14 protein-coding genes and 1 riboswitch are annotated in these 12,643 nt (G+C 55.7%); of the genes, 11 read left to right on the top strand and 3 right to left on the bottom strand.

The window, feature by feature from the left end; genetic code table 11:
• Positions 1-21: 21 nt before the first annotated feature.
• The gene (locus J1779_RS23105) at positions 22-546 is read left to right on the top strand and encodes an isochorismatase family protein (protein WP_217204903.1); all 525 of its coding nucleotides are present in this window, start codon (positions 22-24) and stop codon (positions 544-546) included.
• Between the two features lie 81 nt (positions 547-627).
• Here the strand turns inward: J1779_RS23105 and J1779_RS23100 are convergent, their stop codons facing one another.
• The gene (locus tag J1779_RS23100) at positions 628-1,536 is read right to left on the bottom strand and encodes a gluconeogenesis factor YvcK family protein (protein ID WP_217204902.1); all 909 of its coding nucleotides are present in this window, start codon (positions 1,534-1,536) and stop codon (positions 628-630) included.
• 252 nt (positions 1,537-1,788) lie between these two features.
• Positions 1,789-1,944, top strand: a riboswitch (molybdenum cofactor riboswitch).
• Here J1779_RS23100 and moaA point away from each other — a divergent pair.
• The 6 genes from moaA to J1779_RS23070 all read left to right on the top strand — a co-directional run bounded on the left by moaA (position 1,935) and on the right by J1779_RS23070 (position 5,495).
• Positions 1,935-2,921 carry a GTP 3',8-cyclase MoaA gene (gene moaA, locus J1779_RS23095; protein WP_217204901.1) on the top strand — a complete coding sequence of 329 codons (987 nt, stop codon included), beginning with the start codon at positions 1,935-1,937 and terminating at the stop codon, positions 2,919-2,921. Its footprint overlaps the riboswitch before it by 10 nt.
• A gap of 31 nt (positions 2,922-2,952) precedes the next feature.
• Positions 2,953-3,465, top strand: a complete 513-nt coding sequence (moaB, locus tag J1779_RS23090; RefSeq protein ID WP_056778225.1) for a molybdenum cofactor biosynthesis protein B — start codon at positions 2,953-2,955, stop codon at positions 3,463-3,465.
• 2 nt (positions 3,466-3,467) lie between these two features.
• Positions 3,468-3,971 carry a cyclic pyranopterin monophosphate synthase MoaC gene (gene moaC / locus J1779_RS23085; protein WP_056778229.1) on the top strand — a complete coding sequence of 168 codons (504 nt, stop codon included), beginning with the start codon at positions 3,468-3,470 and terminating at the stop codon, positions 3,969-3,971.
• Positions 3,968-4,213 (top strand): molybdopterin synthase sulfur carrier subunit, encoded by a 246-nt coding sequence (moaD, locus tag J1779_RS23080; protein ID WP_056778232.1) that lies wholly within the window; start codon positions 3,968-3,970, stop codon positions 4,211-4,213. Before moaC ends, moaD begins: the two co-directional genes overlap by 4 nt.
• Before the next feature lies 1 nt (position 4,214).
• Positions 4,215-4,667, top strand: a complete 453-nt coding sequence (moaE, locus tag J1779_RS23075; RefSeq protein WP_122095833.1) for a molybdopterin synthase catalytic subunit MoaE — start codon at positions 4,215-4,217, stop codon at positions 4,665-4,667.
• Between the two features lie 117 nt (positions 4,668-4,784).
• Positions 4,785-5,495 carry a Bax inhibitor-1/YccA family protein gene (locus J1779_RS23070; protein ID WP_056778240.1) on the top strand — a complete coding sequence of 237 codons (711 nt, stop codon included), beginning with the start codon at positions 4,785-4,787 and terminating at the stop codon, positions 5,493-5,495.
• A gap of 156 nt (positions 5,496-5,651) precedes the next feature.
• On the opposite strand, the gene J1779_RS23065 is transcribed toward J1779_RS23070, so the two are convergent.
• Positions 5,652-6,857 (bottom strand): multidrug efflux MFS transporter, encoded by a 1,206-nt coding sequence (locus tag J1779_RS23065; protein ID WP_122095832.1) that lies wholly within the window; start codon positions 6,855-6,857, stop codon positions 5,652-5,654.
• A gap of 375 nt (positions 6,858-7,232) precedes the next feature.
• On the opposite strand from J1779_RS23065, the gene rhlE reads away from it, so the two are divergent.
• Positions 7,233-8,630 carry an ATP-dependent RNA helicase RhlE gene (gene rhlE, locus J1779_RS23060; RefSeq protein ID WP_056778248.1) on the top strand — a complete coding sequence of 466 codons (1,398 nt, stop codon included), beginning with the start codon at positions 7,233-7,235 and terminating at the stop codon, positions 8,628-8,630.
• 79 nt (positions 8,631-8,709) lie between these two features.
• Here rhlE and J1779_RS23055 read toward each other — a convergent pair whose 3' ends face one another.
• Positions 8,710-9,360: a helix-turn-helix transcriptional regulator gene (locus tag J1779_RS23055; protein WP_056778253.1), complete on the bottom strand. Its 651-nt coding sequence runs from the start codon at positions 9,358-9,360 to the stop codon at positions 8,710-8,712.
• Between the two features lie 120 nt (positions 9,361-9,480).
• Here J1779_RS23055 and J1779_RS23050 point away from each other — a divergent pair, with 120 nt between their 5' ends.
• From J1779_RS23050 to J1779_RS23040, 3 genes are read left to right on the top strand one after another with little or no spacing between them, the layout of a single operon-like run.
• The gene (locus J1779_RS23050) at positions 9,481-10,926 is read left to right on the top strand and encodes an MFS transporter (protein WP_183846252.1); all 1,446 of its coding nucleotides are present in this window, start codon (positions 9,481-9,483) and stop codon (positions 10,924-10,926) included.
• Positions 10,927-10,984: 58 nt separating this feature from the next.
• A complete protein-coding gene (dusC, locus tag J1779_RS23045; RefSeq protein ID WP_122095829.1) occupies positions 10,985-11,914 on the top strand; it encodes a tRNA dihydrouridine(16) synthase DusC in 930 nt (309 codons plus the stop codon).
• Between the two features lie 51 nt (positions 11,915-11,965).
• A complete protein-coding gene (locus J1779_RS23040) occupies positions 11,966-12,400 on the top strand; it encodes a VOC family protein (protein WP_217204900.1) in 435 nt (144 codons plus the stop codon).
• Positions 12,401-12,643 lie beyond the last annotated feature (243 nt).

The following is a 12,643-nucleotide window of genomic DNA, read 5'->3' as shown; positions in this document are numbered from 1 at the left end:
TTCTTTTGAGGGGAAAAGATTGTGGCAGAGCAAAATGTACTGATTGTCGTGGACATGCAAAATGGCGTTTTTGCCTCTCAACGGAGGGATCGTGCCGGACGTGTTGCGCAGATTAACCGTCTGATTGACCAGGCAGGTCGCGTTATCTTTATCCAGCACGCTGAAGGCGACATGAGCGAGGGCAGTGCGCTGTGGGATCTGCTGCCGGAACTGCATCGCCCGGATGACGCGATTTCCGTAACCAAGACGGCCTGCGACTCGTTTTACCGCACCGGGCTGGAGGCGGTTCTCAACGACCTGCAGGCCACGCGCTTTACGGTGTGCGGTTGCGCGACCGATTATTGCGTTGATACCACCATCAAAGTCGCGGCCAGCAAAGGCTATGCGGTTACTGTAGCTTCGGATGCCCACACTACCGGCGACCGGACGCACGTGACGGCGAAGCAACTGATCGCCCAGCACAATGAGGTGTGGCAGGAACTGTCGGTACCGGGCAATCCGGTGACGGTGAAAACCACGGCGCAGATCCTCGCAGACTGGCAGTAACGCATTCCCTCGGTTCTGATATGACTCTGATATGACAAAGGCCGCATTGCGCGGCCTTTGTGTTTTTGATGGGGCTGGGTTTTATTGCATCTTTTGCAGCGCTTCTTCCAGCGCCATTCGCAGCATTTCGCGATCATGGCGATACGGAATATCGCTGGCTTCCAGCGGGCTTTGAATAACCAGATGCTCAGTGGCGCAGTGGCCTACCTGCACTTTGGGTCCGACAATCGCGGCATCGGCGCGGCGGCCAATACGTTTCTCAATCATCTCCAGTTTATCGTCAAGTGTCAGGGATGCGGCGGCGACGCTCAGTTCTTTGCCCAGATTACCGATATACACAATGTGCGCACGGCTGCGGCGCAGGGCAGAGGTGAGATCGTTCATCAGTAACAGCGGCATCAGACTGGTGTAAAAACTGCCCGGCCCGATCAGGATCAGATTGGCTTCGGCAATCGCCAGTAATGCTTCACGCGTGGCCGGAACCTGCGGTTCAAGGCGCAATTCGCGCGGTGTCTGCTTGAGTTTATCAACATTCACCTCGCCATGAACCGTTTCACCGTCGGCGTCGATGGCCGTCAGATCCACCGGATGCTCTGACATCGGGATCAGCTCCGCATCGACTTTAAGCAGGCTGCGCACCAGATTGATGGCTTCCAGCGGGCGCACGGTGAGATGATCCAGTGCGCGCAGCATCAGATTGCCGAGATTGTGGCCGTCCAGCTCGCCCTGACCGCTGAAGCGGTATTCAAACATCGCCGATGCCAGGCTCGGTTCAGTGATCAGCTGATTCAGACAATTGCGCATGTCGCCCCAGGCGATACCGCCCACCGAGCGGCGGATACGGCCTGTCGACCCGCCGTTATCCGTGGTGGTCACGATGCCCGTCAGGCGTGGCCCAAGGGCGGAAAGCGAAGACATCACGCGGCCAAGCCCGTGGCCTCCGCCTAATGCCACCACCCGGTCGAGATCGGCTAAAGTTCTGTTGCGCATAATTTCCTTCTGAAGCGGGTGAGGGAGTCTGTTTCCTGCTGCGGATTTTACATAATTTTGCAACAAGATGTTATCACTTCACCGTTGTCTCACTGTATTCAAAAACCAGTGCTTTTGGCGTTGAAAATGCGGCATTTTGTGGTGAAAAAACGTTATATATAAAAATACATAACGAAAAACCATCTTGGTGATCCGGACTTTGCGGCGTTAGAATATGCGCCGTTACCCGAGTTCATGGCTTCTGCAAAGAATGCAATGAATCAACTCCTAGCCTTTGTTCCTAAGTTGCTTTCTGACGATTTTCCCACAGAAACAATATGGTGCGCTGGCCGTGACGAACGTCACCAGGGTGCATGGCAGAAATGCCCGCATCTCCCGTATTTGGAAAGGTGTTTAAGGTGCTTCAACTTACTGATGCTTTTGCCCGCAAGTTTTATTACTTGCGGCTGTCGATCACCGACGTGTGCAATTTTCGTTGCACCTACTGTCTTCCGGACGGTTACAAGCCGCACGGACACAGCAATAAAAGTTTTCTCTCGCTCGATGAAATCCGTCGGGTCAGCCGCGCGTTCGCCAATCTGGGAACGGAAAAAGTGCGCCTGACCGGTGGCGAACCGTCGCTGCGCCGCGACTTCTGCGAAATCATTGCCGCCGTGCGCGAAAACCCCTCTATCAAAACTCTCGCGGTGACCACTAACGGTTATCGCATGGCGCGTGACATCAGCAAATGGCGTGATGCCGGGCTGACCAACATCAACGTGAGCGCTGACAGCCTCGATGCCCGCCAGTTTCACGCCATCACCGGCCAGGATAAATTCCGCGAGGTGATGGACGGCATTGACGCTGCCTTTGATGCCGGTTTCGGCAAGGTGAAAGTCAATACCGTGCTGATGCGCGATGTCAATCACGCCAGCCTCGGTACCTTCCTCGACTGGATAAAAACCCGCCCGATCCAGCTGCGTTTTATTGAACTGATGGAAACCGGCGACGGCGGAGATTTATTCCGTAAACACCACGTCTCCGGCGAAGTGCTGCGCGAGCAACTGGTGCGGCAGGGCTGGCAGTTACAGATCCGCTCCCGCAGCGACGGCCCTGCGCAGGTCTTCAGCCACCCGGATTACCTCGGTGAAATCGGTCTGATCATGCCGTACGAAAAAGACTTCTGCGCCAGCTGTAACCGCCTGCGCGTATCTGCCACCGGTAATCTGCATTTGTGTCTGTTCGGCGAGCAGGGTATTGCGCTGCGCGATTTACTGGCCGACGACATGCAGCAGGACGACCTGATGGACCGCATTCAGGGCGGCCTCAGCCGTAAAAAACAGACTCACTTCCTGCATGAAGGCAATACCGGCATTACCCAGAATCTGTCGTTTATCGGCGGCTGAATCCGGTACTAATCGTTTAAGGAGCAAACTGATGAGCAAAGCCAGTAAAGATTTTTTGCCTTTATCTGTCGCGATCATGACGGTGTCTGACCGCCGCACCGACGCTGAAGACACGTCCGGGCATTACCTGAAAGAAGCCGTGACCGAAAGCGGTCACCACGTCGTCGCACAGCACATCGTCAAAGAGAACATTTACAGCATCCGCGCAGTGGTTTCCGCGTGGATTGCGGATGAAAAAACCCAGGCGATTCTGATCAACGGCGGTACCGGTTTTAATGCCGGAAATAATACCCCGGAAGCGCTGAAACCGCTGTTTGACCGCGAAATCGAAGGCTTCGGCGAGCTGTTCCGCATGGTGTCATTCGAAGATATCGGCACCTCGACCATTCAGTCACGGGCCATTGCGGGCATTGCCAATCAGACCGTGATTTTCGCCATGCCGGGCTCGACACGCGCCTGCCAGACTGCCTGGGATAACATCATTGAAGCCCAGCTCGACGCCCGTCAGGGCCCGTGCAATTTCACTCCACATTTGAAGAAATAAGCATGTCAGAACTCACACACATTAACGCTTCCGGCGACGCCCATATGGTGGATGTCTCCGGTAAAGCGGAAACCGTTCGCGAAGCCCGCGCGGAAGCCTTTGTTGAGATGGCGGAAAGCACGCTGGCGATGATCATCAGCGGCAATCACCATAAAGGTGACGTGTTCGCCACGGCGCGTATCGCCGGCATTCAGGCGGCAAAAAAAACCTGGGATCTGATCCCGCTGTGCCATCCGCTGTTGCTGACCAAAGTAGAAGTGAATCTGGAAGCACAGCCGGAACATAACCGCGTGCGCATCGAATCCCGCTGCCGCCTGAGCGGTAAAACCGGCGTGGAAATGGAAGCGCTGACGGCGGCTTCTGTGGCCGCGCTGACCATCTATGACATGTGTAAAGCGGTTCAGAAAGACATGGTCATCGGCCCGATCCGCCTGCTGGAAAAAACCGGCGGCAAATCCGGGGACTTTAAGGCGGAAACTCAGGCAGAAGGTAAGGCGGAGCTATGATCGACATTTTATTTTTCGCTCAGGTGCGCGAACTGATCGGCACTTCTGCGCTGCAACTGCCGGCGGAATTTCCGACCGTGAATGATTTACGTCAGTCACTTGCCGGGCGGGACGACCGCTGGGCGCTGGCGCTGGAATCGGGAAAACTGCTGGTGGCGGTCAATCAGACGCTGACCGACATGGCGCATCCGCTGAAAGCCGGTGATGAAGTGGCATTCTTCCCGCCGGTGACCGGAGGCTGAGATGGATCAGACCAAAATTATCGTCGATGCGGCCCGTTTTAACGTCGGCGACGAGTACAACTGGCTGGCGCAATCTGACGCAGATGGCGCCGTGGTGACCTTTACCGGCAAAGTGCGCAATCACAATCTGGGTAATCACGTCAGCGCGTTAACGCTGGAGCATTACCCTGGCATGACCGAAAAAGCGCTGGCTGAGATTGTCGCCGAAGCCCGCAGCCGCTGGCCGCTGCAACGGGTGTCTGTTTATCACCGCATCGGCCCGATGTTTCCGGGCGATGAAATCGTGTTCGTCGGCGTGACCAGCGCGCATCGCAGTATGGCGTTTGAAGCCACTGAATTTATTATGGATCATCTGAAAACGCGTGCGCCATTCTGGAAGCGTGAAGCGACGGAAGAGGGCGACCGCTGGGTGGATGCCCGTGACAGCGATAAAGACGCTGCCGCGCGCTGGTAAATCGCGCCTCAACCGCATGCAGACCGTCCATGCTTTTCTGTCTATCTGTGATACGCTTTAAAAATCGGGAGGCTGATTCAGCCTCATTTTCGTCCTCCATGCAAAAGGGTAATCATCATGGATCGATATCCACGCAGTAACGGTTCAATTGTTGAACGCGCGAATACCGGCATTCAGGCTTATATGGCGCAAGTCTATGGCTGGATGTTCTGTGGTTTGCTGCTGACCGCATTTGTGGCCTGGTATGCTTCCGGTTCTGAAAAAATAATGAGTTTTGTTTTCTCAAGCCAGATTACTTTCTTCGGTCTGATCATCGCGCAGCTGGCGCTGGTCTTCGTGATTTCCGGCATGGTGAATCGCCTGAGCGGCACGGTCGCGACCGGCCTGTTCATGCTGTATTCGGCGCTGACCGGCCTGACGCTTTCCAGTATTTTCCTGGTTTACACCGGCGACTCTATTTTCGGCACCTTCATTGTGGCAGCCGGGATGTTCGGTGCGATGAGTGCGTACGGTTACGTGACTAAGCGCGACCTGACCGGTATCGGCAGCATGTTGTTCATGGCGCTGATTGGTCTGGTTCTGGCGTCACTGGTGAACATGTGGCTGAAAAGCTCTGGCCTTGCCAACATCATCTCTTACGCCGGTGTGCTGATCTTCGTGGGTCTGACCGCCTATGACACCCAGAAGCTGAAAAATATGGGCGCGCAGCTGTCCGCAGACGACCGCGATAACTTCCGCAAATATTCGATTGTTGGCGCGCTGACGCTGTATCTGGATTTCATCAACCTGTTCCTGATGCTGCTGCGTATTTTCGGCAACCGTCGTTAAGGTTTTTGATTGAAAATAAAAAGGGACACTGAGAAGTGTCCCTTTTTTTATGCCTATGGCCGTGGCATGGGCGGCTTTGAACACTTTTAGAAAGCTGAAAATTTTTAAACCAACAAGCCCCCCTTTCCCAATGATCCAACCCGCCCGGATACCCGGTTAGGGTATTCTGATCCGCCCCGTCGGTACCTGCCGAAAACTCCACCACACCTGAACCGTATTAAACAGCACCAGAATTGCTGTGACGATAAACACCCAGCGGAATCCGAGCAGCGCCGAGGCGCTTGAACCAATCAGCGGGCCTATGACATTGCCGAGGTACATGAACGACTGGTTGTAACCGAATATCCGGCCGGTCACCTGATCGCTGCTGTATTTCACCAGCAACGCCTGCACGGCGGGCATCAGTGCGCCATCGCCGAAACCCAGCATGAAACGCAGGATGCCCAGCTGCGTCGGCGTATTAATCAGCGCCATCAGACAAAACAGAATGAAACAGAAGACCAGGGCGGCGATCAGAATACGGTGCGCGCCAATGCGGTCGCCGAGCTTGCCGAGCTTAGGTGCGGCCATCAGGGCGGAAACGCCCGGCACGGCGGCAATCACGCCGCTGATAAAGGCGATGTTACTGGTGTCCGAGGAGAGTTCGCGGATAAACAGGGTGAGGATCGGGCTGATGGACCCGTTGGCTAACTGGATCATCATGGTAGTCACGAACAGGCTGACAATCAGCCACGGATAGGGCAGCGTGGTGAAGACGGCTTTGCCGCTGAGCCGGTTGGCTTTGGTGACCGGTACCACGCGCTCTTTAATCAAAAACAGCGTGATCAGAAAACTGATAAACAGCATGCCGCTGGTGACGAAAAACACCGTGCGCAAACCGAGATGATCCGCCATAAAACCGCCCAGCAACGGGCCGATGATCACCCCGGAAACCTGACCGGTTGACAGTGTTCCCAGCGCCCAGCCACTTTTATCGCGTGGCACCTGCGAGGCGACCAGCGCCATGGCGTTGGGAATGTAGCCGGACGTCAGCCCCATCAGCGTGCGCAGGATGAACAACTGCCAGACGTTGGTGGCGAAACCCTGCAACATCATCACGATAGCCATGCCGAGCGCCGCACGCAGCAGCATCAGCTTGCGGCCTTTGCGGTCGGCAAGGCTGCCCCATAACGGCGCGACAATCGCCGAAACCAGAAAGGTTCCGCTAAAGACCAGACCCGACCATAAACTCAGAGATTCGTGAGAAGTGACGCCCAGCTGTTCGATATAAAGCGGTAAAAAAGGCAGGATTTGACTCATCGCCATGCCGGTGAAAAAACACCCCAGCCAGACGGAGATTAAATTTATTTTCCAGGTTTCCATGGTGCTGCGGTGCGGCCTTAAGCAGAGAAAGGGAACTCTCAGCAGCATAGCAAGCTAATCCCCACTGCGGAGTTCAAAAAGTGGGAACGTATTGATAAGGTGAATAATTGATTATCCTGTATCAAAGTTTCTGGATATATCGGTAGAAAATCCGGTCACATAATTTCACCTGCGTCTGTGACTGACATCACTGGTTACAGCCAAAAGGAGATTATTTCACGCGAAGCGGCGTTCTGTGCTATTATCGCCCCAACTGGCGCACTGCAGTTTGTGCCGAATCCTCGTGGTAATGCCTCATTTGCCTCGTCTGATCATCCACTCTTGAAACTGCACCGAACCCCGTTCGGGTTAGAGTGGACTGGAGCTTTTCCTTATATGTCATTTGATTCCCTCGGCTTAAGTGCCGAAATTTTGCGTGCTGTTGAAGAACAGGGCTATCGCGAACCTACGCCTATCCAGCGTCAGGCTATTCCTGTTGTGTTGCAGGGTCGTGACCTGATGGCCAGCGCGCAGACCGGTACCGGTAAAACCGCTGGTTTTACTCTGCCGCTGCTGAATATGCTGAGCCATACCAATGCGCAATTCAAAGGACGTCGCCCGGTTCGTGCGCTGATCCTGACCCCGACCCGTGAACTCGCGGCGCAGATCGGTGAAAACGTCCAGGCTTACAGCAAATACCTGACCTTGCGTTCGATGGTGGTATTTGGGGGTGTGAGCATCAACCCGCAGATGCTGAAACTGCGCGGTGGTGTGGATGTGCTGATCGCAACGCCGGGCCGTTTACTGGATCTGGAACATCAGCGTGCTGTTGATTTATCTCAGGTTGAAATTCTGGTGCTCGATGAAGCCGACCGCATGCTGGACATGGGCTTCATTCACGACATCCGTCGCGTGCTGGCCAAACTGCCTGCCAAGCGTCAGAACCTGCTGTTCTCCGCCACTTTCTCTGATGAGATCAAAGGGCTGGCGAGCAAACTGCTGACCAACCCGGCCTCTGTCGAAGTGGCACGCCGTAATACCGCGTCAGAGCAAATTGATCAAACGGTTCACTTTGTTGATAAGAAACGCAAAAGAGAACTGCTGTCACAGATGATCGGCGAAGGCGACTGGAAACAGGTGCTGGTGTTCAACCGTACTAAACACGGTGCAAACCATCTGGCCGAACAGCTGAATAAAGACGGCATCACTGCCGCAGCGATTCACGGCAACAAAAGTCAGGGCGCCCGTACCCGCGCACTGGCCGATTTCAAAGCCGGCTCAGTACGCGTACTGGTTGCGACAGATATCGCGGCACGTGGCCTGGATATCGATATGCTGCCGCACGTCGTGAACTATGAACTGCCAAACGTACCGGAAGATTACGTTCACCGTATCGGCCGTACAGGCCGTGCAGAAGCCACCGGTGAAGCGGTGTCTCTGGTGTGCGTAGACGAACATAAACTGCTGCGTGACATCGAGCGTCTGCTCAAGCGTGAAATTCCGCGTGTCGCACTGCCAGGTTATGAACCAGACCCAAGCATCAAAGCTGAGCCGATCATCAATGGTCGTCAGGGCAGTGGCGGCGGCGGCGGTCGTGGCGCACCACGTCAGGGCCAGCGTCCGGGCGCACCGCGCTCCGGTGCTCCACGTTCTGGCGCTCCGCGTCCGGGCGGCAGCAGCGCGCGCAGCGGTACTTCTGAAAACCGTGGCTCCGGTGAAAACCGTCCGGCCCGTGCGCGTCCTGCACATGCAGGCCAGCGTCGCAGCGGTCCTGCGGGCAGCGGCAACAAGTAACGCTCCCCGACAGTCCGATGCTAAACCGCCTTCCATGAAGGCGGTTTTTTTTTGCCTGTTTTTCGTTAAGCGCCTGCCGTCAGGGGGTGATCACATACGCACAACGGCGTGCACCCTGCAAAATATGCTCGGTGCGTTCGACGCTGGCGCAAAGCACGTTGCTGAATACGTCACGTTCGGCCCGGCAGAATCCCTGACAGGTCGCGGCCGCGGCACAAATCGGACAGTGGTTTTCGACAAACAGATAACTGCCGTCATCCTGCAGCGTCCAGTCCGCCATATACCCTTCACGGGTGCGGATCTCCGTCAGCCTTTGCAGTCTTTCCTCCAGTGAATTCGCCCCGTTCATCGCCAGCTGGTAATTATCCTGCGTCAGATTTTCCCGCGAGGTGATCAACTGATCCAGCGCAGAATCACCCAAAGAAGTGCGGATAAGCTGTAACAGTTGTACAGTCAGATCGGCGTGTGCATCGGGGAAATGTGCATGTCCCTGTGCGGTAAGTTGCCAGAACTGTGCCGGACGCCCGACGCCCTGCGAGACAGATTTAGCTTCCACCAGACCTTCTTTCGCCAGTTTGACAAACTGCTGCCTCGCCGCTTCGCCGCTGGTGCCTAACAGATGACCGGCGTCGCTGGCCTGTAATTCCCCGCGGGTTTTGAGCAACGTCAGGATGCGTTCAGCCACGCTGTGCCTGACCAGATTGTTATTTTCCAAGTCACTGCTTGACATATTACCTCGCCGGGTTCTAGATTACGTAAAACATATTCCAAGTGATTTCTTGTTTTAATCATACCATAACCACAACATGCTTCAATGCGTGGACAGCACAAACCAAAGGGATGCAGAGAAATGTCGGAAAGTCAGAGCGGATGGTCGGATTTATTCAGCGCGGAAAACCGGGGAAGTGCCATTACCCTGAGCGCCGGAGTCGCGCTTTACGCCACCAACAGTTACATCGTGATCACGATTTTACCGTCCGTCGTGCAGGATATCGGCGGGCTGGCGTGGTATGCGTGGAATACCACGCTGTATGTGGTGTGTTCGATCCTCGGCTCCGCGTTATCTGCCCGGCTGATGCGCACCGCCGGGCCACGCGGCAGCTATCTCACCGCCACCGCGATTTTTATCGCCGGAGCGGCCATTTGTACGGTGGCGCCGAGCATGCCGGTGCTGCTGCTGGGGCGGGCGTTACAGGGGCTCGGAGGCGGATTCCTGTTCGCGCTTTCCTACGCGATGATCAATCTTCTGTTTAAGGAATCCCTCTGGCCGCGCGCGATGGCGCTGATTTCCGCGATGTGGGGGATTGCCACGCTGGTGGGCCCGGCGATTGGCGGGATTTTTGCGGAGCTGCACGCCTGGCGCTGGGCATTTGGTTTGCTGCTGCCGCTGACATCGTTGTTCGGTTTTTGGGTCTGGCGGCTTTTACCAAAATCTCAGCGGGTGAAACAACCGCAAGAACCGCTGCCGCTGATGCAACTGGCGTTGCTGACTGGCGCGGTGCTGGTGGTGTCTGCGGGTAGTTTGTCCACGCACGGCCTGGTTAATCTTCTCGGATTTGGGGTTGCGGTCCTGATGATGCTGATTCTGCGTCACCGGGAATTTACCGCCGATGTCCGGTTGTTACCGCGTGATGCGCTGCGTACTTCATCGCCGCTGTACGGTTTATATCTGGTGATGACGTTACTGATTATCGGTCTTGGCTGCGAACTCTTCGTGCCTTATTTGCTGCAACATCTGCACGGCCAGACGCCGCTGGCCGCCGGGTACATTACTGCCGCCGCCGCCGCGGGCTGGACGCTCAGTGAAGTGGCCAGCTCAGGCTGGACGGGGCGTCGCGCCGATAACGCCATTATCTCGGGGCCGCTGATTCTGGCCGCCGGTTTGCTGTTATTGCTGTTCACGGTGCCGGTGGCTTTCGGGATGCCGTGGCTGAATATCAGCGGTGTGGTGCTTGGCCTGACGCTGGCCGGATTCGGGATCGGTCTGGGCTGGCCGCATCTGCTGACCCGCGTGCTGCAACAGGCTCCTGAAGAGGATCGCGAAAAAGCCGGTGCATCGATAACCGTGGTGCAGTCGTTCGCCGCCGCGCTGGGGGCCGCACTGGCGGGCACCGTGGCGAACTTTGCCGGGGTGAATCAGGGCGATGCCGGTGCGTCCAGCGCCGCGTTCTGGATGTTCCTGCTGTTCGCTGTTCCCGCTTTGCTGGCCGTGTGGATTGCCTGGCGTTCGGTGAAGGCGCGGCAGGTGCAGAGTGCCACGCAGACGCACCTTGACCGCGATTTATCACAGGGGTAATTGCCGGAAGACGGGCCTTGCGTTACTCTTGCGCGTCATTTTTAAGGGTTGAACTGCAATGCGCGTATTACTGGCTCCGATGGAAGGTGTACTTGATCCCCTGGTTCGTGAACTTCTCACCGAAGTGAACGACTACGATTTGTGCATCACTGAGTTTGTGCGTGTGGTCGATCAACTGCTGCCCGCCAAAGTCTTCCATCGTCTGTGCCCCGAATTACATCACGACAGCCGCACGCCTTCCGGTACACGGGTTCGCGTGCAGCTGCTCGGCCAATATCCTGAATGGCTGGCAGAAAATGCCGCGCGCGCCGTCGAACTTGGATCATACGGCGTCGATCTCAACTGCGGTTGTCCATCGAAAATGGTCAACGGCAGCGGCGGCGGGGCGACCTTGCTCAAAGATCCGGAGCTGATTTATCAGGGCGCGAAAGCCATGCGCGCAGCGGTTCCCGCGCACCTGCCGGTCACCGTGAAAGTGCGGCTGGGTTGGGATTCTCTGGACCGCAGCTTCGAAATCGCCGATGCGGTGCAACAGGCGGGCGCGACCGAACTGGCCGTGCACGGGCGCACCAAAGAAGACGGCTATAAAGCGGAGCGTATCAACTGGCAGGCGATTGGCGAAATTCGTCAGCGGCTGAGTATTCCTGTTATCGCCAACGGCGAAATCTGGGATTACGCCAGCGCTCAGGCCTGTATGCAAACCACCGGTTGCGATGCGGTGATGCTGGGGCGCGGCGCACTGAATCTTCCCAATCTCAGCCGGATGGTGAAATACAACGAACCGCGTATGCCGTGGCCGGATGTGATGACGCTGTTGCAAAAATATACCCGTCTTGAAAAGCAGGGCGATACCGGCTTGTATCACGTGGCGCGCATCAAACAGTGGCTGGGATATTTGCGAAAAGAGTACGACGAAGCCTCGGAGTTATTTACTGAAGTGCGCGTGCTGAAGACGTCGAAGGACATTGCCGAACGCATTAACCGGTAGTGTCACTCCATGACTTCTCCGCGCGGCAACGCTTAAATAGGGAGAAGTATCATGGAAAACAACGATATCGGTTTGAGTCACATTGCTTTTGCGGTGAAAGATCTTGATGCCAGCATCAGGTTCTACCAACAGTTTGCCGACATGAAAGTCATCCACCGGCGCGGCGAGCGGGGCACGGATGCCAGACCCGTGGCATGGCTCAGCGACATGACCCGCCATTTTGCCATCGTGCTGGCCGAAGACCCTGAAAACACCGATACCCGACTCGGCCCGTTCGGTCACCTCGGTGTCGCCTGCGCTTCCAGAGAAGCGATGGATGCCAGACTGACCGAGGCACGCGCTGCGGGCGTTCTGCGTCAGGAGCCGACGGATTCCGGTGCACCGGTCGGCTACTGGGCATTTCTCGATGACCCCGATGGCAATACGCTTGAACTCTCTTACGGGCAGGAAATCGGTTATCTGATTGAAACTAAACCGGCCTTGTAATGACCTCTCCAGGTTAATCATTGAAATAAACGAACAGGATAGCGAATTACGCAGCCGGATTTACAGGCTGCGTAATTCGTCCAGTGATTAATATCCAATGCATTGTTTATAAACATAATCAATATAGTAATTTTGCGCAGTGACTTTTTTAAAGGCGAAATTATTTATCATATTCAAGGGTTATTTTTATAAACTCGAATGGTATTCTTTTCAGGTAAGTTAAGGTTTTAAATTCAGTTGGTG

Source organism: Rahnella rivi, assembly GCF_019049655.1.
Taxonomy (GTDB): domain Bacteria; phylum Pseudomonadota; class Gammaproteobacteria; order Enterobacterales; family Enterobacteriaceae; genus Rahnella; species Rahnella rivi.
This window is presented reverse-complemented; position numbering and strand designations above follow the sequence as displayed.